This window comes from Pantoea sp. RG18 (assembly GCF_025910075.1).
GTDB classification, from domain to species: domain Bacteria; phylum Pseudomonadota; class Gammaproteobacteria; order Enterobacterales; family Enterobacteriaceae; genus Pantoea; species Pantoea agglomerans.
In genome coordinates this window covers 1-20,499 of the sequence record NZ_JAPCIL010000006.1, presented here as the reverse complement: position 1 = coordinate 20,499, position 20,499 = coordinate 1, and the positions used below count along the sequence as shown (strand labels likewise).

21 protein-coding genes are annotated in these 20,499 nt (G+C 57.8%); all 21 read left to right on the top strand.

Translation table 11 applies throughout. From position 1 onward, the window contains the following. The first annotated feature begins 4 nt into the window (after positions 1–4). Complete coding sequence (gene tagF, locus OK409_RS06765; RefSeq protein WP_010246121.1) at positions 5–721, top strand: type VI secretion system-associated protein TagF; 717 nt, start codon at positions 5–7, stop codon at positions 719–721. 16 nt (positions 722–737) lie between these two features. Continuing rightward, positions 738–1,751 carry a type VI secretion system protein TssA gene (gene tssA, locus OK409_RS06760; protein ID WP_010246117.1) on the top strand — a complete coding sequence of 338 codons (1,014 nt, stop codon included), beginning with the start codon at positions 738–740 and terminating at the stop codon, positions 1,749–1,751. Between the two features lie 81 nt (positions 1,752–1,832). Then, positions 1,833–2,366: a type VI secretion system contractile sheath small subunit gene (gene tssB / locus OK409_RS06755; RefSeq protein WP_022625819.1), complete on the top strand. Its 534-nt coding sequence runs from the start codon at positions 1,833–1,835 to the stop codon at positions 2,364–2,366. Beyond that, positions 2,363–3,862 (top strand): type VI secretion system contractile sheath large subunit, encoded by a 1,500-nt coding sequence (gene tssC, locus OK409_RS06750; protein WP_010246111.1) that lies wholly within the window; start codon positions 2,363–2,365, stop codon positions 3,860–3,862. Before tssB ends, tssC begins: the two co-directional genes overlap by 4 nt. Positions 3,863–3,944: 82 nt before the next feature. Beyond that, positions 3,945–4,214, top strand: coding sequence for a hypothetical protein (locus tag OK409_RS06745; protein WP_233267943.1), 270 nt, complete (start codon positions 3,945–3,947; stop codon positions 4,212–4,214). Positions 4,215–4,462: 248 nt separating this feature from the next. Continuing rightward, the gene (locus OK409_RS06740; protein WP_031592956.1) at positions 4,463–4,945 is read left to right on the top strand and encodes an Hcp family type VI secretion system effector; all 483 of its coding nucleotides are present in this window, start codon (positions 4,463–4,465) and stop codon (positions 4,943–4,945) included. A gap of 50 nt (positions 4,946–4,995) precedes the next feature. Next, positions 4,996–5,487 carry a type VI secretion system amidase effector protein Tae4 gene (locus tag OK409_RS06735; protein ID WP_031592957.1) on the top strand — a complete coding sequence of 164 codons (492 nt, stop codon included), beginning with the start codon at positions 4,996–4,998 and terminating at the stop codon, positions 5,485–5,487. Then, positions 5,484–5,843 carry a T6SS amidase immunity protein Tai4 family protein gene (locus OK409_RS06730; protein ID WP_031292998.1) on the top strand — a complete coding sequence of 120 codons (360 nt, stop codon included), beginning with the start codon at positions 5,484–5,486 and terminating at the stop codon, positions 5,841–5,843. The genes OK409_RS06735 and OK409_RS06730 overlap by 4 nt, the downstream gene beginning before the upstream one ends. 149 nt (positions 5,844–5,992) lie before the next feature. Continuing rightward, positions 5,993–6,367: a hypothetical protein gene (locus tag OK409_RS06725; RefSeq protein WP_187499947.1), complete on the top strand. Its 375-nt coding sequence runs from the start codon at positions 5,993–5,995 to the stop codon at positions 6,365–6,367. 79 nt (positions 6,368–6,446) lie between these two features. Then, positions 6,447–6,845: a lysozyme inhibitor LprI family protein gene (locus tag OK409_RS06720; protein WP_264366914.1), complete on the top strand. Its 399-nt coding sequence runs from the start codon at positions 6,447–6,449 to the stop codon at positions 6,843–6,845. Positions 6,846–6,886: 41 nt separating this feature from the next. Beyond that, positions 6,887–7,267, top strand: a complete 381-nt coding sequence (locus OK409_RS06715) for a lysozyme inhibitor LprI family protein (protein ID WP_259393623.1) — start codon at positions 6,887–6,889, stop codon at positions 7,265–7,267. Between the two features lie 392 nt (positions 7,268–7,659). Then, complete coding sequence (tagH, locus tag OK409_RS06710) at positions 7,660–9,531, top strand: type VI secretion system-associated FHA domain protein TagH (RefSeq protein WP_264366913.1); 1,872 nt, start codon at positions 7,660–7,662, stop codon at positions 9,529–9,531. Continuing rightward, on the top strand, positions 9,528–10,319 hold the full coding sequence (locus tag OK409_RS06705) for a PP2C family protein-serine/threonine phosphatase (protein ID WP_033779365.1): 792 nt from the start codon (positions 9,528–9,530) through the stop codon (positions 10,317–10,319). Before tagH ends, OK409_RS06705 begins: the two co-directional genes overlap by 4 nt. Positions 10,320–10,329: 10 nt before the next feature. Then, entirely contained in the window at positions 10,330–11,304 is a 975-nt protein-coding gene (locus OK409_RS06700) for a hypothetical protein (protein WP_264366912.1), read from the top strand. Positions 11,305–11,320: 16 nt separating this feature from the next. Then, positions 11,321–12,148 (top strand): type VI secretion system accessory protein TagJ, encoded by an 828-nt coding sequence (locus OK409_RS06695; RefSeq protein ID WP_264366911.1) that lies wholly within the window; start codon positions 11,321–11,323, stop codon positions 12,146–12,148. Beyond that, entirely contained in the window at positions 12,138–12,713 is a 576-nt protein-coding gene (gene tssE, locus OK409_RS06690; RefSeq protein ID WP_010669907.1) for a type VI secretion system baseplate subunit TssE, read from the top strand. Before OK409_RS06695 ends, tssE begins: the two co-directional genes overlap by 11 nt. A gap of 2 nt (positions 12,714–12,715) precedes the next feature. Continuing rightward, positions 12,716–14,587, top strand: coding sequence for a type VI secretion system baseplate subunit TssF (gene tssF, locus OK409_RS06685; RefSeq protein WP_264366910.1), 1,872 nt, complete (start codon positions 12,716–12,718; stop codon positions 14,585–14,587). Then, positions 14,584–15,630 carry a type VI secretion system baseplate subunit TssG gene (gene tssG / locus OK409_RS06680; RefSeq protein ID WP_064691207.1) on the top strand — a complete coding sequence of 349 codons (1,047 nt, stop codon included), beginning with the start codon at positions 14,584–14,586 and terminating at the stop codon, positions 15,628–15,630. The genes tssF and tssG overlap by 4 nt, the downstream gene beginning before the upstream one ends. Before the next feature lie 54 nt (positions 15,631–15,684). Then, positions 15,685–18,294 (top strand): type VI secretion system ATPase TssH, encoded by a 2,610-nt coding sequence (tssH, locus tag OK409_RS06675; RefSeq protein ID WP_264366909.1) that lies wholly within the window; start codon positions 15,685–15,687, stop codon positions 18,292–18,294. 27 nt (positions 18,295–18,321) lie between these two features. Continuing rightward, a complete protein-coding gene (locus tag OK409_RS06670) occupies positions 18,322–19,827 on the top strand; it encodes a serine/threonine protein kinase (RefSeq protein WP_264366908.1) in 1,506 nt (501 codons plus the stop codon). 16 nt (positions 19,828–19,843) lie between these two features. Further along, positions 19,844–20,499, top strand: a 656-nt coding sequence (locus OK409_RS06665) for a type VI secretion system Vgr family protein (protein WP_264366907.1), incomplete at its 3' end; no start/stop codon positions are given.

Genomic DNA, 20,499 nt, shown 5'->3' with positions numbered 1-20,499 from the left:
GACAATGACTCATTACGCTGCACCCTGCTGGTACGGCAAAGTGCCCAGCGCGGGTGACTTTGTGAAGCGCCGCTTCCCGGACGTGCTCTATCGCCAATGGTCCAGCTGGTTTCAGGTGGGCCTGCATCACTGGCAGAGCAGTCAGGAGAGTGATAACGCCCCGTCGCGGCCGTTCCTCAACGCGCCGGTCTGGAATTTTGTGGTGCCGCCGATGCTGGGCAGCCAGCTGATTCAGATGGGCTGCCTGATTGCCGCGCGTGACAGCGTGGGCCGTAACTACCCGCTCTGCGCACTGCGCCACTTCACGCCCGCCGAGTGGTCGCCAGCTCTGCTGGCGCGCTCCGGCGAGTGGTATCAGCAGGTGGGCAATACGCTGCTGCGGGTGGTGCAGGGCGGCGGGTCACCGGAGCAGCTGGATCAGGCGCTGATCAGCATTCCTCAGCCGCAGCCGCCGCAGGAGTCGGACGAGACGTCAGACATTCTCAACGTCATCGGGCATGGCGATACCCCTTCGACACTGAACTGGACACTGCCGGGCGAGAACTTCGACCCGCAGTTCTACACCAGTTTCTGGTGGACCAATCAAAGCGACGGTTTCCCGCTTTATACCCAGGTCCACAGCGGTAATTTTACCGCCCAGCTCTTTTCATTGCTGTTTGATCCGGCCGGTGGGGCAAAGCCGGGACGAAACGGACTTTATCCCCCGATGTTTGAATCCTGAGGCGACACGCATGACGATGAATACAGAGGCTCTGCTGGCTCCGGTGAGCGAGGACAATCCCGGCGGCGATAACCTGGAGTACCACGCTGATTTTCAGGCGATGGAGCAGGCCAGCGCCGGTAAAGCGGAGCAGCAGTTTGGCAATACCATCATTCCGGCAGAACCGGCCGACTGGAACAGAGTTGAGAAGCTGGCGATAGCGCTGCTGGCGCGCAGCAAAGATTTGCGGGTAATGCTGGCGCTGACCCACGCCTGGACCGAACTGAAAGGGCTGCCGGGCTATGCCCAGGGCCTGAAGCTGATTGAACAGGCGTTGTTGCTCTACTGGGAGCCGCTGTGGCCCCGGCTGGAGGAGTTCGGCGAGCAGGATCCCTTCTACCGCATTAATGCGCTGGCGTTGCTGGGTGACAAAACTGATCTGAGCGGCGCGGTGCGTCAGTGCTGGCTGCTGCGCTATCCCTCTGACGGCATCACGCTGCGCGATGCGGCCGCCCTGTGCGACGGCAGTAAAACCGAAGTCGCGGACTATCCTGGCGGCCTGCCGCGTCTGATCGACGAACTGGCGCGCGGCGACCAGCCGGGTATTGAGGCGGTGCTGCAGATTCATGAGCGGCTGCAGACCATCTGCGAAACCGTGACCGAACGACTGGGCGAAGCCGCGGTGCCGGAACTCACACAACTGCGCAGACAGATTGCGTTGATCGCTGAACGTTGCCAGGCCACCGATCTGAATGCGCTGATCCCCACAGCCGCCGTGGAACAGCCCGCAGAAACCACGGCATCGCCTGCACCGGCCAGCCCGCGCGCTGCCGCTGACTGGCGCACCGTGCAGATCAGTTCCCGCGCCGACGCGCAGCTGATGCTGGAGAAAGTGAAGCTCTACTTCACCCAGCATGAGCCGAGTCATCCGGCCCCGCTGATGATCGACCGTGTACAGCGCTTAATCGAGCGCGACTTTCTGGAGATCATCCGCGAACTGGCACCTGACGGCGTACATCAGCTGGAAACCATTTTCGGACGTCGCGATTAAGCAGGCGTGACGCACACACACTCAGCGGGACCTGCGCGCCTGCTGTGACACTTTATCCGCGCATCATGTATGGAGAAAACCATGGCAACAAGCAAATCCAGTGGGCAGAAGTTCATTGCCCGCAATCGCGCGCCTCGCGTTCAGATTGAATATGACGTGGAAATTTATGGCGCGGAACGCAAAATCCAGCTCCCGTTTGTAATGGGCGTGCTGGCGGATCTGGTGGGTAAACCGCTGGAGCCACAGCCAGGCATTGATGACCGTAAATTCATGGAAATCGACATCGACAACTTCGATGAGCGCATGAAAGCACTGAAGCCGCGCGCCGCGTTCCAGGTAGACAATACCCTGAATGGCGAAGGCAAGCTGAACATCGATCTGACCTTTGACAGCATGGATGACTTTTCGCCGGACGCGGTGGCCCGCAACGTTGAGTCGCTGAGCAAGCTGCTGGAAGCGCGAACCCAGCTGGCGAACCTGCTGACCTATATGGATGGCAAAAACGGCGCGGAAGAGCTGATTGGTAAGGTGCTGCAGGATCCTACGCTGCTGCAGGCCCTGACCCATCTGCCAAAGCAGGATGAGGCCACTGAAGGTAAGGAGCCGCAGGCATGACGCAGACTTCACAACAACCGCAGTCGCAGGGCGCAGCCAGTTTCAGTCAGGATGAGTTCAGCGCGCTGCTGAATAAAGAGTTCCGGCCAAAAAGCGATCAGGCACGTGCTGCGGTCGAAAGCGCGGTGAAAACCCTGGCGCAGCAGGCGCTGGAGAACACCGTTACCGTCTCCAGCGATGCCTATCGCACCATTCAGGCGCTGATCGCGGAGATCGACGAAAAGCTGTCGCAGCAGGTGAACCAGATTATTCACCATCCGGAGTTTCAGTCGCTGGAGAGCGCCTGGCGCGGCCTGAGCTATCTGGTGAACAACACTGAAACTGACGAGATGCTCAAAATCCGCTTTATGAGCATCTCCAAGCAGGAGCTGGGTCGTACTCTGAAGCGTTACAAGGGTGCCGGCTGGGATCAGAGCCCGCTGTTCAAGAAGATTTATGAGCAGGAGTATGGTCAGTTCGGCGGCGAGCCATTTGGCTGCCTGGTCGGCGACTACTACTTCGACCACAGCCCGCAGGATGTTGAGCTGCTGGGTGAGATGGCGCGTATCGGCTCAGCCGCGCACTGTCCGTTTATCACCGGCACCGCGCCCGAAGTGATGCAGATGGAGTCCTGGCAGGAGCTGGCGAATCCGCGCGATCTGACCAAAATCTTCCAGAACACTGAATATGCTGCCTGGCGCAGCTTGCGTGAGTCGGAAGATGCACGCTATCTGGGTCTGGTGATGCCGCGCTTCCTGGCGCGTCTGCCTTACGGCATCCGTACCAACCCGGTCGACAGCTTTGACTTTGAAGAGCAGACCGATGGTTCCGATCATGGCAACTATACGTGGAGCAATGCGGCTTACGCGATGGCCGCCAACATCAACCGCTCCTTCAAAGAGTATGGCTGGTGCACCGCAATACGCGGCGTGGAGTCGGGTGGGGCAGTGGAAAATCTGCCGTGCCACACCTTCCCGAGCGACGACGGCGGCGTGGATATGAAGTGCCCGACCGAAATCGCCATCAGCGATCGTCGTGAAGCCGAACTGGCGAAAAATGGTTTTATGCCGCTGGTACATCGCAAAAACTCTGACTTCGCTGCCTTTATTGGTGCGCAGTCACTGCAGAAGCCGATGGAGTATCACGACGCTGATGCTACCGCCAATGCCCGTCTGGCCGCGCGTCTTCCTTACCTGTTCGCCTGCTGCCGTTTTGCGCACTACCTGAAGTGCATCGTGCGGGACAAGATCGGCTCTTTCCGGGAGCGTGATGAAATGGAACGCTGGCTGAACGACTGGGTGATGAACTATGTCGATGGCGATCCGGCTAACTCCTCGCAGGAGACCAAGTCACGCAAGCCGCTGGCGGCTGCCGAGGTGAATGTGGAAGAGCAGGAGGATAATCCTGGCTATTACTCCGCGAAATTCTTCCTGCGTCCGCACTACCAGCTGGAAGGTCTGACGGTTTCTCTGCGTCTGGTCTCTAAGCTGCCGTCGCTGAAAAATGACAATGCGTAAGGGCTGAAAGGGAGGCGTGATGCCGGGAATGACCTGGCATCACGTATCCGCTGAGTCACAGAGTTAACAGGAGCAAAGGTTTTTGCGCCTGATGACTGGCAGAAAGGTTGCTGAGATAAATGTCAGGGAGGATGACAGGGTGCTTAAAAAATCAGCTTTGCACTTGCTGCATTATCTGCTGGTTTTTATTTCTTCTCTTATTTTAATCACCTGTGCAGGTTATTACCTTTTCTTCTGTGACTGGAATGTCACGATGATGGGGAAAATAATTAACGGCTTTGTGATTACTATTTCAGTTACTGCATCGTTCGGTTTTTACTGGGCGGCTGAAAAAATAAGAGAAATTTATTGAGTGTTTCTCTTCTTCTCTGTCTTCTTAACCCCTGATCAAAGTCCCGATTTTCGTCATGAGAGTTTGATAGATAAATTGCCCGGCCCGGTGCCCGGCAACGCAATATCTGAAATATGGTTTATGACGATATTTCAGAAGCAAGGCAAAGGTAAAATATGGACTGTTTTATTCAGCCCCATGCTTTTCTTTTTGCCATATCCTTGCTTTTTTTGAAAGCAATAATCTCAACCAATAAAGAGTGAAAGATAATGGCTATTGATATGTTTATGAAGGTTGACGGAGTCACCGGCGAGTCTAAAGACTCTAACCACTCTGGCTGGACTGATATCACCTCTTTCTCATGGGGTGCTTCTCAGCCGGGTAATATGTCTGTTGGCGGCGGCGGCGGCGCCGGTAAGGTTAACTTCAACGACCTGCACGTCAATGCACTGATCGACAAATCCACCACGGCGTTGCTGAAGAACTGCGCAAGCGGTAAACACCTCGCTAAAGTTGAACTCTCAATCTGTAAAGCGGGTGGCTCTCAGGTTGAGTATGCACGCATTACCCTGGAAGACGTTCTGGTGACCGCTGTGAATTACAATGGCTCCGACAACGGCGACACCCTGGGAATGACCTACTCCTTCCAGGCTTCTAAAGTGAAGCAGCAGTACTGGGAGCAGAGTTCTTCCGGCGGCAAAGGCGCAGAGAGCAGCGCCGGCTGGGACATCAAAGGCAACAAAGAAGCGTAATGTTTTATAGCCGCCTCCCCTTCGGGGGAGGCTTTAAAAGGAGTTCTGCTATGGCACATTTGAGACCTCAGTTTTCGGCCGCCTGGAATCGCTTCTCTGAAGTCAATGTTGGAGTAGAGAAGGTGGGGGAAATACTGGGTGGAAAAGTAGAGGCGAATATCACCGCCGGAATTTTCGAGAATGCCTGCCCAATAAGAATGAGCTATGTTCTTAATTACACTGGTGTTCCTGTTCCCGCAAACAGCCGTTATGCGACCGTAACGGGTAAAGACAAAAAGCGTTATATGTTTCGCGTCAACGATATGATGGACTTTTTAGTCGGTGCGTTTGGTCAGCCAGACCTGACTGTGACCTCACCAAAACCCGGCTCATTTAACGGTAAACAGGGGATTATTGTGTTTCAGGGGAGTGGCTGGAGCAATGCCCGTGGGCACGTGACACTCTGGAACGGCAATATCTGCTCTGATACCTGTCACTTCCTGGGTGGCGCAGAAAATGGTAGTTTTGTTCCTGATGTTGCCTCCTTGTGGATACTGAAATGAAAAAATTCCTGATGTTATTTGCTCTGACTTTATCTCCTGCGGCGCTGGCGATAACGCCACCGGCGCCAGACTCCTTTAAGCAACCGGAGATTTTCAGCAACTGGCTTCTGAACCGTTGTGCAGGAAAAGCTGCGACTGACAAGGCTTTCACCGATGATGCATTTAAAAGCGCGTCAGCCTGGTTAGAGGTAAGTCATCTCCCTGTTGAAGCATTCAGTGATGGTGATAAGTTAATCAATGCGTATCTGAAGATGAACCTGACTGGCTCGGTCACAGGAAACTTCAATATGATGAAATGCACGTTGCTTTCCCAAAGTCAGGATGCCGAGGCGCTCTACAATAAGTATAAGAAATAGCGTTTATTTTTAGGGGAATTAAAAGTTGATGCAGCGCTAAACATCAGCAGCGAATTTTCAAAAGAGAATATGTTTAGTTAAATGAAGCCGATAATTAAACCTGAAGTTGATCAGTATAATGTAAATTACTCTTATACGGAACTTGCCACATGATGAAGAAAGTAAGTCATTTGATTATGATAGTGCTTTTAGTTTCACCTTCATTTGTTTTGGCGAAGTCAGTTTCACACTTTGAAGGAAAAATATTCAAAGCGGATATTGAATATGGTTGTGATGAAGGTAACGTCACCTGTGATGATGTTTCGCTTAAGTCAACCAGAGTAAAAGACAATTCATCGATATTTCTTAAAGGTGAAACCATAAATTCAAATTGTCCTGACGTCTGCGACTTCCGGGGTTATCGCTTTACTAACGGCCAGTATGATTATTCGTTTTATCCAAGCCAGAAGGGCAGCGGCCTCTGGGATTATATTGTAACCTTTAAAAGTAAAGTTATTGCTCGGGATCTTGGGGTGATTAAATAACATCGTTTATAAAAAACCCGGCATATTGAGTCTGCACTTGTTCTCAGGCATAGGTGTGTTATTACAGGTGAGATTTTCAATGAGAAATTATTTTTCTTTGTTGCTGTGTGTAACAACTTTTTATGTTTCCCCCGTCTATGCAATCAGTGATTGTTCAAACGGAAATAATGACCAGGAAGTTTATACCTGCACCCAGAAAAACAGGAACGAAACTGAGCTTGATTTAAACAAAGAATATAAGCTGGCTAAGACCAGAGTTGAAACGCTTTTTAAAGGTGACAACAAAGAGTTAAGCCAGTATATGGATGCGTTGACTGAAGCTCAACGAGCCTGGCTGAAGTATAGAGAGAATGATTGTAAACTGGCTTCTTATGCTGCAGATAAGGGAAGTGATTTAAGTAACGCTAATATTAATATGTGTACTTCTGAACTTAACGAGCAAAGAATTAAAAAACTTAAGTTAATTCCTTATCATTGATGGTACAGACTGCTGAGAAAAATATGAAGAGACTGCATAAATTGGCTTTAATCACTGTGTCTCTTGGCATCAGCGCTTCAGCGCTCGCTGAAGATACCTGTGCAAAACAGCCTTCAGACGGTGCGCTATTTCAGTGTACTGTTCAGCAGAAGAAGCTGGCGGAAGATGACCTCAACAAAGAATACCAGACGGCTAAAAAACGCATTGTACAGATGTACGGCACACAGAAAAAACTGGCTGATGACTATGTCGGCACGCTGGTGGATACCCAGCGTAACTGGCTGAAGTATCGTGATGGTCAGTGCAAGCTGGAAGCTTTTGCCGCTGAAGAAGGCAGCAATGCGAATGCGGTTGCCACCAACCTCTGTGTTATCCGCATCGACAAAGAACGCACTGCTATTCTGAAGCAACTGCCTTACTGATTATGTCGTCGTGCTCAGGGTTTACAGGCTGGGCACGATATTCTCTATGAATTTCACTCTCTGCATTACGCTGTAATCCCGTTTTTTCAATGCCGGTAAATAATTCTGTATAAATGATATTTCAGCAGAGTGGCTTCTGGTGGCTGTAATGCAATCATCTTTGCAACTATTTTAATGTTTACCCTGTATGTTAATTAAAGATAAGCCGTTAACGCAGCTTCATTTTCTTAAATAAATATAATTTTTATCTGTTTAAATAATTGAATTAATCCAGTAGCAGAGTATTTAAAGAGACAACTCCCAAAATTAAATCCCCCCGCTTTCTATACCCCGCGCCTTTCCCCGAGAGGTGCGCGGTATAGATGCCGAACCGCTAACCGCAGGAATCCGTTATGCGCTTTACGATAATAACGACTAAACCCGGCCAACAGCCGCCGCAGACTCATTGTGATTTCTTTCCGCCCGGCGGCACCATTGGTCGTGGTGTGGATAATAATCTGGTGCTGCCGGATGACGATCGCACACTCTCCCGCCTGCAGGCGATTGTGCACATCACGGCAAATGGCGAATGTCGCCTGACCAACCGTGGCAATGTGACGCGCGTGTTACTCAACGATATTCCGCTGGAACGCGGACGTCAGGTTGAGCTGCAGGATGGAGACATACTGGGCATCGATGATTACCAATTGCTGGTCAGCGATCTCAACAGTGCGCAGCAGCCGCAGAGTGAAAGGGCTGTTCCGCGTCCTGAGCCGGTGCAGCCCGTAGCACCCGCTCGCGAACCGGCAGCGGAAAAAGCCAGCACCACCGCCGCCATTCCCAGCGAAATCTGGGACAGCCTGGCGAAAGAGTTTTCGATTTCGGACGATCTCTCCAAACGCAAAGCTGCGCCAGAGATGCCTGAGGCCCATCCGCTGACTGCGCCCGCTCGTCCTGACCGAAATCCGGAAGATCCGCTGGCTCAGCTGATTAACGATGCGCCGCTGGATTATGGGCAGCAGCCAAAAAATAGCAGCCTGTTTGATGAAGGCGATGCGCTGTTCGGGCAGCAGAGTATTTTTGACGACCGGACGCCAAGCACGCTGTCTGCTCAGCAAAACACGGCGCCACCGCAGGCTGAAACGCCTGCCGCTGAACTTGATCCGCTGAGCCTGTTTGACGGCGAGAGCAGCACGGATGTGCGCAACCATGATGATCCGCTGGGTCTGATGATGGGCAACGCGGTGCCGCTGGCGCAGCCGGAGCTGACGACGCCGAAACCGGCCACGTTGCATGTGTCACCTCAACCGGTGGCAAAAAATGAGCCGATGGCCGCACATCCATCGGAGCAGGCTCCCGCCAGCCTGACCGACATGGATCATTCACCGCTGTTCAGCTTCGACGAATCACAGCATGAGACTCACAGCCAGCCTCACCCTGAGGCACAGCAGCAGACACCGCTGATTGACGAGGAACTGCCCGGCCAGTCTGACGCGGTAAATCCACAGATCGATTACGGCGGAATTACGCTGCCCACGCCGCAGGCGGTACAGCGTACGCCATCCCCGACGCCGAAAGGGCGGTTGCGCATCGATCCCGTAGCTTCCGGTCGCCACCATGCCGCCGCTGCGCACCCGACGACACCCAGCGAAAGCAGCGGTGATGCTCTCAAGGGCGAACTACTGGATGCGTTGCTGGAGGGAATGGGTCTGCGCGACCTGCAGCCGACGCCGCAATTTGACCGTGAGCAGATGCTGCAATTCGGGCAGATGCTGAGCATGTTTTCGCAGGGCACGGTGGCGCTGCTCTCATCGCGTTCGATCCTCAAGCGCGGTGTGAAGGCTGACATGACGGTGATCCTCGACGACGCCAACAACCCGTTCAAGCTACTGCCTTCGGGCAAAACCGTCTTAATGCAGATGTTTGGCAGCCGGATGCCGGGCTTTATGCCGCCGCGTCAGGCTGTGCGTGATGCGCTGATCGATCTGCAGGCGCACCAGCTGGGCATGATCGCCGGTATCCGCGCCATAATCGCCTCAATGCTGCAATCCTTTAATCCGGAGCAGCTGGAGGAGGAAGCGCGTCAGGCGGGATCGGTGTCACGTATCGGCCTGCCGGGCAGCCGTAAAGCGGCGCTCTGGGAGCATTTTGTTGAGCGCTACGGCGAGACGGCGGGCGAGATCGAAGACGATTTCCACACCCTGTTCGGCGAAGCGTTCCTGCACGCCTATGACCTGGAAGTTAATCAGTACAAAGACTCACAAACCCACACGGATGACGCATGAATATCACTATTGCCTCGACGTCGAATCAGGGCGATCGCGCCAGTAACCAGGATCAGATCGGTGATGTCATCGGTAAGCGCTCGGCCTGCTTTGTGGTCTGCGACGGTGTGGCCGGGTTTCCCGGCGGGGACATCGCGGCATCGATTGCCCGCAGCAGCCTGCTGCAGGCGTTTGATGGCGATGCGCATCTCAATGCGCAGTCGATTCGTAACTACGTCAATCAGGCGAATCACGCCATCCGCCAGCAGCAGAAAGCCAGCAGCGAACACAGCCGGATGGGCACTACGCTGGTCAGTCTGTTCATTGACCGCGACTACCATCTGGCCTGCTGGGCCCATGCAGGCGACAGCCGCCTCTATCTGTTCCGTCGCGGCTATCTCTATCTCGTGACCACCGACCACAGCCTGGTGCAGCAGATGAAAGATGCCGGACATCGCACCGAAGGCATCAACAGCAATCTGCTCTATTTTGCGCTGGGGATGGGCGATGAGCAGCGCGACGCCAGCTACAGCGAGGTGGTCGGGATTGAAGATGGCGACGCCTTTTTACTCTGCACCGATGGTTTCTGGCACGGCGTGACGCTGGAACAGATGCAGCAGTCGCTGCACATGGTGAATACGCCGGAAGAGTGGCTGACGCTGATGCAGCAAATCATCAGGAACGATCAGCCGGATCAGGGGCAGCAGGATAATTTCAGCGCGCTGGCCGTCTGGATTGGATCACCTCAGGATACCACCTTGCTGCACTCGCTCTCTGAAGCGGCGCAGTTCTTCCCTCTGCGAGATTGAGAACGCCAACATGAAATATGGATTACTGGGTCTGGCTGCGCTGCTGCTCAGCACGCACGCTTATGCTGAAAACTATCGCATCGTACAGTCCCCGGCACAGAAACTGGATGTCTGGATTGATGACGTAAAAAACAATCAGCTGTCGAGCTGGTGTAACAGCACCATTAACCTGCGCATCGTCACGCTGGGCGAAAAAAACGCCGCGGTGCTGAAAGATTTTCTGCCCCGCGTTGCCGGACTGATGGCGTCGCAGTGTAAACCGCTGCAACAGTTGCACTGGCAACTGACCGATGCGCAGGGGAATGAAATTGCTACTGGCAGCGCCGCCCGTGCGCAGCAGTGGAAAACCGTGGTGACGCCGCCCGCGACTCAACCGGTCCAGCCGACGGCTACAGCGGTCCCCGCAGACGCACTACGCAACGCCGCTCAGGCCGACACGTCACCGTGGCTGCAATTCAGTCTGCTGGACGGCTGCCATTTCCGCACCTGGTGGCAGCACCCGGCACAGGGCAGTGCGCTGTTTGTTCCGGCAAAGCAGGGGCTGATCTGTGGTTCGGATGGCTGGCTAAGCGGACACAGCCGCCTGACGCAACAGGGTAACGGCACACCTGCGGCAGTCGGCGTGACCTTCCTGCAGGGTTTTCCGGTGATGGGGCTGAGCAATCAGTCGCCCACAGCCGAACTGCACATCACCACGGTCAACAGTGAACGCATGGTGCTGAGCAATGAAAAATCCCCGGATAGCTGGCTGATTCTGCCGTTCAGCAACCGCTTTAACGGCTGGCAGGCAACGCGTCAGGTGGTGGTGCAGATGCCCGCCAGCGAAGCGGCCGACCAGAGTGCACTGCAGGCACGTCTGCAGGAAGTGCGTAAAGTCTGGTCGCCGTGGATCAGCGGCGATGCCGCGCTGAGCGTGCAGCTGGTGGAAAAACTCCATCCTGAACTGAAAGATCCCGCCGCTGCGGTCTACCGCACCCTTAACTGACGCAAAAGGAGTTTGCATGGAATCCTTACAACACCGTCTGGCCAGCGCCACCCTCGGCGAGATGCTCGCTGACGTGACCCGCCAGATTCAGGCAAATCCGGCGAATGCTGACCTGCGGGCCGCCTTTGTGCAGCTGCTCTGTCTTTCCGGCAACTGGGCGCGCGCGCAGACGCAGCTGCAATCCTGGCTGGCGTTAAGCCCGCAGGCGCAACCGACAGTTAATCTGCTGCAACAGGCGATCGCCGGTGAATTACAGCGTGACGCGGTGCTGCGTGGCGAGGCCGACCCGGTGCTGCCGGGCAGCGCCTGGCACTGGTGCGACACGCTGCTGGCCGCCTTGCAGGCCGAAACGGCGGGTGATGTCGCGCGCGGCAGCACGCTGCGGGCTGAAGCGCTTGAGCTCGCGGCGGCCAATCCCGGCACCGCGACGCAGCAGGATCAGGCCACCGCATTCAACTGGCTGATGGATGGCGACAGCCGTTTCGGGCCAGTGTGTGAAGTTATCAGTCAGGGCCGTTATTACTGGATCCCGTTTGCCGCCATTCGTGAGATGCAGTTTCAGGCACCTGCCAGCGTCACCGATCTGGTGTGGCGTCACACGCGTGTGCAGCTGGTTGATGGCAGCGAGCAGGTGTGCCAGATCCCGGCGCGCTATCCGTTGCTGGCGGCATCTGACGAACGTTTTCTGCGCGCCAGCGTCACCGAATGGCAGCCACTGGGCGACGATCCGGACCAGTTCATCGGTCAGGGGCAAAAAATGTGGCTCAGCGACAGCGCGGAATTTTCGCTGCTGAGCCTGCAGCAGGTCGCGTTTGACAGCGTTGAGTCCGCCGATGAGCCATGATTCAGGCGCGCACAATGACGGCTATGCCCAGCTGCATGGCGGCTTTCGCGCGCGCAAAAAGCGCGATGCGTTAACCGCCCGCGACAAGCTGCAATCCTCGCTGCTGGATCGCCTGACCGACAACGCGCCGGATAAACAGCAGGAAGCGGACAACAGCATGCTGATCACTCACAGTACGCTGCGCCGCCACGTACTGCGCGATCTGCAGTGGCTGTTCAACACCATCAACAATGAAGCGCAGCAGGATCTCAGCGGCTTTGACCAGGTGCAGCGCTCTGTCTGGAACTTCGGTGTGGCACCGCTGGCCGGGCAGAACGTCTCCGATATCGAATGGCAGGATATGCAGCGCAAAATGACCAACGCCATTCTGCACTTCGAGCCGCGCATCCTGCCGCAGGGTTTACAGGTGCGCTGCGTCAGCGATCTCGGCTCGCTCAGCCTGCACAACGTGCTGTCGATTGAGATCAAAGGGCGGCTCTGGTGCGTGCCTTATCCGCTGGCGTTTCTGTTCCGCACTCAGGTTGATCTGGAGAGCGGCCATTTCGAACTACAGGATGCAGGGTAATCATGGACAGCAATCTGCTCGACTATTACAACCGTGAACTGGCCTACCTGCGTGAGATGGGGGCCGAGTTCGCTGCGCGCTACCCTAAAGTGGCAGGACGTCTTGGCATGCGCGGCATTGACGTGGCGGACCCCTATGTCGAGCGGCTGATGGAAGGTTTTGCCTTCCTGACGTCGCGCGTGCAGCTGAAGATGGATGCGGAGTTTCCGCGTTTCTCGCAGCGTCTGCTGGAGATGATTGCGCCATCCTATCTCTCGCCAACGCCGTCAATGGCGATCGCTCAGCTGACGCCGGACAGCCGCAAAGGCGACATCACGCAGGGCTTTCGCGTGCCGCGCGGCACCATGATGGAGAGCCAGAACCTGAAAAAAACCGGCGTGACCTGCAGCTACACCACCGCGCACGATGTGGTACTGCATCCGCTGCGCATCAGTGAAGCCAGTCTCGGCGGCGTGCCCGGCGATCTGCCCTCTGGCGAGCTGAAACTCGGCGGTCTGGGCGCGGTCAGTGCGCTGCGTATCCGCATCAGCTGCGAAGGGATCTCCTCGCTCAGTCAGCTCAGCGTGGACGATCTGATGCTGTTTCTCAGCGGCCCGGATATCCAGGCACTGAAACTGCTGGAGCTGCTGATGCAGCACCGGGTGGGCATCGTGCTGCAGTCGGTTGAGAAGCGGCCACAGCGTCAGGTGCTGACAGACGACGCGTTACAGCAGCAGGGCTTTGCGCCGGAGCAGGCGCTGCTGCCGGACGATCTGCGCAACTTCGACGGCTATCGTCTGTTGCAGGAGTATTTCGCCTTTCCGGCGCGCTTCCAGTTTATCAGTCTGAGCCAGTTGGCCCCGTTTCTGCGCCGCTGCGACAACGCCATGGCGTTCGACATCATCATTCTGCTCGATAAAGCGGACAGCGCGCTGGAAAGCGTGGTCGATCAGAGCCATCTGGCGCTGCACTGCACGCCTGTCATCAATCTGTTTCCGAAAACCGCCGAGCGCCTGAAGGTCAGCGACAGCCAGCATGAATATCATCTGGTGGTAGATAACATCCGTCCGCTGGATTATGAGGTGCACTCGGTGCAGCGGCTGTTCGCTACGGTAGAGGGCAAGCGGGAAGAGCAGGTTTTCCGTCCGTTCTGGAGCACCTTCAGCGGTGACCAGGGCGATTACGGTGCCTATTTTTCACTGCGCCGCGAACAGCGTACGCTGTCCGAGCAGGCGCAGCGCTACGGCACGCGCACCGGTTACATCGGCTCAGAAGTCTTTCTGTCGCTGGTGGATGAGCATCACGCGCCGTGGCACGACGAGGTGCGCTATCTCTCCGCGGACGTGATGTGTACCAGCCGCGATCTGCCGCTGATGCTGCAGCAGGATCAGGGCAACTTCGTGATGCCGGACTCCATTCCGGTATCGGAGCTGAAGCTGTGCAAAGGCCCGACGCCTCCGCGTCCGGCGCTGGCCGAGGGACTTTCCGCGTGGCGGCTGATCAGCCATCTGCAGATGAACTACCTCAGCCTGATGGACAGCAGCGACGGAGAAGGTGCGGCGGCGCTGCGTCAGTTGCTGAGCCTCTACGCCAACCTGGCGGAGGCGCCGGTCGCACGTCAGATTGACGGCATCCGCCACTGTACGCTCAGCGCGGTCAACCGCCGCGTGCCGGAACCGGGTCCGGTGGTGTTTGCGCGCGGCGTCAGCATCACACTGGAAGTGGATGAGCAGGCGTTTTCGGGGGCCAGCCCGTGGCTGTTCGGCAGCGTGCTGGAGCGGGTCTGTGGCCGCCTTGTGGCGCTCAACAGTTTCACGGAGTTCACCCTGAACAGCCAGCAGCGCGGAGAAGTGGGCTACTGGCCGCCGCGCATGGGCCGGAAAGCGCTGATATGAGTGGCGAAAAGGTGATTTCGCTGCCCCGGCTCACCCGTCTGCCGGATGATTTCTGGCAGCGGGTGATGGCCGCGCCGTGGCGCTACGATCTGTTCCAGCTGCTGCGGCGGCTGGATGCGCAGGGCGGTCAGCGCTATCCGCTGGGCCGTGCGCCGCTGCCGAAGTTCGAATCGGTGCGCATCGGTCAGACACCGTCACTGGCGTTTGCGCCCGCCACCGTCGCCAGCGCCACGCCGCGTGACGAAGCGGGACGTCATGAGCTCTCCATCTACAGCTTCGGGCTGTTTGGCCCCAACGGCCCGTTGCCGACCCATCTGACCGAATATGTGCATGAACGTATCGTGCATCATCAGGATCACAGCCTGTCGGCGTTTGCTGACCTGTTTCACCATCGCGCTACGCTGCTTTTTTATCGTGCCTGGGCCGATGCGCAGCCGACCGTGTCGCTGGATCGCCCCGACGACAGTCGCTTTCTGAACTATCTCGCCTGCCTGGCGGGTATCGGTTTACCGGCCCAGCAGCAGGCCAGCTCGCTCAGCCTCCATGCCCGGCTGATGCTGGTGGGCCATCTCAGCCGCCACGGCCACGATGCCGAAGGGCTGGTGCGCATTCTGCGCCACTACTTTGGCGTGCCGGTCAGGCTGACGCAGAACCTGCCGCACTGGCTGACGCTGGACAGCCGCGATCAGGCCCGACTGGGCGCGGGACGCCATATGCCCCGGCTGGGTGCCTCCGCTTTTCTCGGTGTGGCGGTACGCGACGTGCAGCACCGTTTTCGTCTGCACCTGGGACCGCTCAGCGCCGCGCAGTATGCCCGTTTTCTGCCGGATGCCCCCGGCGCGCGTGAAGTACGCGACTGGGTGCGTCACTACCTCGGCATCGAAATGCAGTGGGATCTCAGCCTGATCCTGGCCGCAGACGAGGTGCAGGGTGTGGCGCTGGGTGGCACTGCCCGACTCGGCTATACCAGCTGGCTGGGGCATGCACCGCAGCCACAAGATCGTGAAGATTTTATGTTTGAGGTTGAGGCTGCTTCGCGCTAGCCCAGCCGCTTTTCCTGTTACACAGCCTGCGTCTTTCATTGAAGAGAGCCCCCTATGTCAGAAATCAGCCGTGCCGTGCTATTCGGCAAACTGGATACGCTGTTATTTACCTCGCTGGAAAGCGCCACCGCCTTTTGCAAACTGCGCGGCAATCCCTATGTCGAACTGGTGCACTGGCTGCATCAGCTGATGCAGCAGCAGGATGGCGACTTACAGCAGGTCATCACACATTTTTCACTGGATGAAAAGGCCCTGACTCAGGATATCGTTGCCGCGCTGGATCGCCTGCCACGCGGTGCCAGTGCGGTCTCCGACCTCTCCGAGCATATCGACAGCGCCGTTGAACGGGCGTGGGTTTACGCCTCGCTGAAATATGGCGCGACCCGCATTCGCGGCGGCCATCTGTTGATCGGCATGCTGAAAACCTTCAACCTGGCCAGCGTGCTGAAAGGCATCTCCGGTCAGTTCAGCCGCGTCAACGCCGATGCGCTGCTGGCGGAATTCGACACGCTGCTCAGCAACAGCAAGGAAGCGCAGCAGGCGCTGAGCGCACCGGCGGATGCTGGCGGCGCACCGCCCGCCGCCAGTGGCAGTACGCTGGCACAATATGCGCAGGACCTGACGGCGCGCGCCCGTGAAGGCCGCATTGATCCGGTAACCGGACGTGACGACGAAATCCGCCAGATGGTCGATATCCTGATGCGTCGCCGCCAGAACAACCCGCTGCTGACCGGCGAAGCGGGCGTCGGGAAAACCGCGGTGGTCGAAGGCCTTGCGTTGCGTATCGCGGCGGGCGATGTGCCTGCGCCGCTGCGCGATGTGCAGCTCTGGCTGCTGGACATCGGCATGCTGCAGGCGGGTGCCGGCATGAAAGGGGAGTTTGAAGCACGACTGCAGGCGCTGATCAATGAGGTGCAGTCCAGCCCGACGCCGATTGTGCTGTTTGTTGATGAGATCCACACCCTGGTCGGGGCAGGCGGTCAGCAGGGCACCGGTGATGCCGCCAACCTGCTTAAACCGGCGCTGGCACGTGGACAGCTGCGAACCATCGGCGCGACCACCTGGGCGGAATACAAAAAGTACATTGAGAAAGATCCGGCGCTGACCCGTCGCTTCCAGACCGTGCAGGTGCAGGAGCCGGATGAAGCCAAAGCGATTCTGATGCTGCGCAGCACCGTCAGCGCCCTGGAGAAACATCATCGGGTGCTGTTGCTGGATGATGCGGTCAGTGCGGCGGTGAAACTGTCGCATCGCTACATTCCGGCGCGCCAGCTGCCTGACAAAGCGGTGGCGCTGCTGGATACCGCCTGCGCCCGCGTGGCGGTCAGCCAGGGTGCGCAGCCCGCGGCGCTGGAAGATTGTCTTCACCGTCTGGCGGCGCTGGAGATTGAAGCGGAGATCATTGAACGTGAAATCCGGGTGGGCCTGGGCGACGCCACCCGCCAGCAGGCGATTGCAGCGCAGCGCACTGCGCTGGAAGCCGAGCGGGATGCGCTGCAACAGCGCTGGCTGCAGGAGCGCGAACTGGTCGAGACGCTGATTGCGTTGCGCGCCCGCTGTGTGACAGAAGAGGATGCGGCGCTGCGTGCACAGCGTGATGCGACGCAGCAGCAGCTTACTGCGCTGCAGGGCGACACGCCGCTGCTGTTTGCCGCCGTCGATGCAGGCGTGGTGGCTGCCGTGGTCTCTGACTGGACCGGCATTCCGCTGGGCAGAATGGTGAAGAATGAGATCGACGCGGTGCTGAATCTGGCCGATACCCTGAACCAGCGGGTCATCGGCCAGCGTCACGGTCTGGATCTGATCGCCAGACGGGTACGCACCTCGCGCGCGCGCCTTGATAATCCCAACAAGCCGGTCGGCGTGTTTATGCTGTGCGGGCCTTCCGGTGTCGGTAAAACCGAGACCGCGCTGGCGCTGGCCGAGTCGCTGTACGGCGGCGAGCAGAACATCATCACCATCAACATGAGTGAGTTTCAGGAGGCGCACACCGTCTCGACGCTGAAAGGGGCACCGCCGGGCTACGTCGGCTACGGCGAAGGCGGCGTGCTGACCGAAGCCGTTCGCCGTCGCCCCTACAGTGTGGTGCTGCTGGATGAGATTGAGAAAGCCCATCCGGATGTGCATGAACTCTTCTTCCAGGTGTTTGATAAAGGCTGGATGGAGGATGGCGAAGGCCGGCACATCGATTTTCGCAACACCATCATCATTCTGACTTCCAATGTCGGCACGCAGTTAATCAGCGCGATGTGTGCCGATCCTGAACTGATGCCCGATCCCGATGCTCTGAGCACCGCGCTGCGTAAGCCGCTGCTGGAGGTGTTCCCGCCTGCGCTGTTGGGCCGTCTGCTGGTGGTGCCGTATTACCCGCTCAGCGACGCGATGCTGGCGGAGATTGTGCGGCTGCAGCTGGCGCGCATTGTGCGTCGTCTGGACGATAACCACGGCATTGAAGCGCAGATCGACGAGTCGGTGGTGAGCCAGATCGTGCAGCGCTGCACCGAGGTAGAGTCGGGCGGTCGCATGGTGGATGCCATCCTCACCAACACGCTGTTGCCACAGATGAGCCAGATCCTGCTGAGCGCCCAAGCCCGTGATGAACGCTATCGCCGCGTCGATGTGCGTTGTGAGCAGGGTGAATTTGTCTGCCAGTTCGCGGTTTAAAGCCTGGCTATCAGAGAGTAATTGAATATGTCGGAACATGATCAACCCCTGAATGTCCCCAACGCCCTGCCGCTGGGTTACCGCTTCAATGAGTTTGAAATCAAAGAGGTCATCGGCGGTGGCGGCTTTGGCATCGTCTATCGCGCCTGGGATCACCAGCTTGAGCGTGATATCGCGATCAAAGAGTTTATGCCCGCCTCACTGGCAGTGCGCAGCGATGACCTGAATCTGGTGCTGCGCAGCGAACGGTTCAGCAAAACCTTTCACGCCGGACTAAACAGCTTTATTCAGGAGGCGCGTCTGCTGGCGCGCTTTAATCATCCGAACCTGCTGCACGTGCTGCGTTTCTGGGTGCAGAACGATACCGCCTATATGGGCACGGTGTTCTACAGCGGCACCACACTCTCGAACTTCAGCGAACGAAATCCGCAGTCGGTAAATGAGGCCTGGATCCGTCGCATGTTGCCACCGCTGCTGGGGGCGATCAAAACCATCCATGAAGCGGGTTATCTGCATCGCGATATCTCGCTGGATAACGTCCAGATCCAGAGCAGCGGGGAGCCGATCCTGCTGGACTTCGGGTCGGCGCGTAAAACCATCGGCAATCTGTCGGATGAGAGCGAGACGATGCTGCGTCCCGGCTATGCGCCGATTGAGCAGTACAGCGACAACGATGAGAGTGAGCAGGGCGCGTGGACCGATATTTACGCGCTGGGCGCGGTGCTGCATACCCTGATCACCGGTGCGCCACCGCCGGTCAGCGTGGTGCGCAGCATCGAAGATAACTATCAGCCGCTGGTGCAGCGTCGTCTGGCAGGCTACTCGTCTGCGCTGCTGAGCGCCGTCGATCGCGCGCTGGCGCTGAAACCGGAAGATCGTCCGCAGAGCATTGATGATTTTGCTGTACTGATGGCGCTGCCGGAACGTGAACCGGAACCGCTGCTCAGCGCAAAAATCAGCGGACCGGGCACCATGCTGGTGCCGATTGAAGAAGAAGAGGAGGTGATCAAACCCGCCTCGCCGCTGAAAACGCTGCTGGGACACCGCTTTGCACTGCCGGGCCTGGTTGCCGCTGGCGTGCTGGTCGGCCTGGGCGCCGGTCTGCTGATGTCACGCGGTAACGAACAGACATCGCCGGCTGAGACCACGCAGAACGACGCGCCTGCCGTCACCGTCGCGCCGGTTAACCAGCCGGTTGCCGCGCCACCGACCCAGGCTGAGGCCCCGCCGGATACCGTTGCCAGCGCACCGGCTCAGACTTCTGAGCCGGTGCAGACCGCCGCACGTGAACCCGATCCACAACCGGCACCACCGCCCGCTCCGGTCGCCCAGGTCTATATCCGTCTGCAGCAGGGTGAACGCGTTCAGGTGAACGGTCAGCCGCAGGCGCTGGTGCCGGCGGTGAATGGCTTCGCCACGCTGCAGCTGGCGCCGGGCAACTACACCTTTGCCATCAGCGGCCAGAGTGGCACCCGCGAACAAACGCTGAACATCAGTGAAGAAGGTGTCTGGTTGCTCGATCCACACAGTTAATAGTCAGGGATTACTTATGTTCTCACGCATTACTGCACAGCTGCCGGCGGACGGCCTGCTGTTCCATACGCTTAAGGGGACCGAGACGCTGTCCCGTCCGTTTGTGCTCACCGCTGAACTGCTGGCCACCGACGCGCGCATCGACCGCCACGCCCTGCTGGGGAAGCCGGTGACGTTTACGCTGCCGACCGATGGCCTTATGAACGCGCTGAGCCCGCGCTACCTTAACGGCAAAATCACCCGGGTGGCGGTGCGCAGCCAGGAGCTGAGCGGCACCCGCTACGCGGTCTATGAGCTGACGGTCGAGCCGGACCTGTGGCCGATGAAGCGCGACCGCAACCTGCGCATCTTCCAGAGCCAGACGGTGCCGCAGATTGTGCAGACGCTGCTGAAGGAGTACGGGGTCAATGTGGAAACGCGCCTGGCGGGCAGCTACCGGGTGTGGGAGTACTGCGTGCAGTATCAGGAGAGCAGCCTGGACTTTATCAGCCGCCTGATGGAGCTGGAGGGGATTTACTACTTCTTCCGCCACGAGGCGGACAAACACACGCTGGTGCTGTGTGACGCGCCGGACCAGCATCAGGCGTTTCCGGGCTATGAGACCATTGCCTATCACGTCACCCCGTCGGGCGGCGTGGTCACTGAGGAGGGTATCAGCCAGTGGTCACTGAG

Bases quoted from the DNA above. Each gene is read 5' to 3' on its own strand.
- tssF (WP_264366910.1), top strand. From the start codon at position 12,716: ATGGACAGCAATCTGCTCGACTATTACAACCGTGAACTGGCCTACCTG.
- tssG (WP_064691207.1), top strand. From the start codon at position 14,584: ATGAGTGGCGAAAAGGTGATTTCGCTGCCCCGGCTCACCCGTCTGCCG.
- tagH (WP_264366913.1), top strand. From the start codon at position 7,660: ATGCGCTTTACGATAATAACGACTAAACCCGGCCAACAGCCGCCGCAG.
- tssC (WP_010246111.1), top strand. From the start codon at position 2,363: ATGACGCAGACTTCACAACAACCGCAGTCGCAGGGCGCAGCCAGTTTC.
- OK409_RS06720 (WP_264366914.1), top strand. From the start codon at position 6,447: ATGAGAAATTATTTTTCTTTGTTGCTGTGTGTAACAACTTTTTATGTT.
- OK409_RS06735 (WP_031592957.1), top strand. From the start codon at position 4,996: ATGGCACATTTGAGACCTCAGTTTTCGGCCGCCTGGAATCGCTTCTCT.
- OK409_RS06700 (WP_264366912.1), top strand. From the start codon at position 10,330: ATGAAATATGGATTACTGGGTCTGGCTGCGCTGCTGCTCAGCACGCAC.
- OK409_RS06705 (WP_033779365.1), top strand. From the start codon at position 9,528: ATGAATATCACTATTGCCTCGACGTCGAATCAGGGCGATCGCGCCAGT.
- tssE (WP_010669907.1), top strand. From the start codon at position 12,138: ATGAGCCATGATTCAGGCGCGCACAATGACGGCTATGCCCAGCTGCAT.
- tagF (WP_010246121.1), top strand. From the start codon at position 5: ATGACTCATTACGCTGCACCCTGCTGGTACGGCAAAGTGCCCAGCGCG.
- OK409_RS06740 (WP_031592956.1), top strand. From the start codon at position 4,463: ATGGCTATTGATATGTTTATGAAGGTTGACGGAGTCACCGGCGAGTCT.
- OK409_RS06695 (WP_264366911.1), top strand. From the start codon at position 11,321: ATGGAATCCTTACAACACCGTCTGGCCAGCGCCACCCTCGGCGAGATG.
- OK409_RS06725 (WP_187499947.1), top strand. From the start codon at position 5,993: ATGATGAAGAAAGTAAGTCATTTGATTATGATAGTGCTTTTAGTTTCA.
- tssB (WP_022625819.1), top strand. From the start codon at position 1,833: ATGGCAACAAGCAAATCCAGTGGGCAGAAGTTCATTGCCCGCAATCGC.
- OK409_RS06730 (WP_031292998.1), top strand. From the start codon at position 5,484: ATGAAAAAATTCCTGATGTTATTTGCTCTGACTTTATCTCCTGCGGCG.
- tssH (WP_264366909.1), top strand. From the start codon at position 15,685: ATGTCAGAAATCAGCCGTGCCGTGCTATTCGGCAAACTGGATACGCTG.
- OK409_RS06670 (WP_264366908.1), top strand. From the start codon at position 18,322: ATGTCGGAACATGATCAACCCCTGAATGTCCCCAACGCCCTGCCGCTG.
- tssA (WP_010246117.1), top strand. From the start codon at position 738: ATGAATACAGAGGCTCTGCTGGCTCCGGTGAGCGAGGACAATCCCGGC.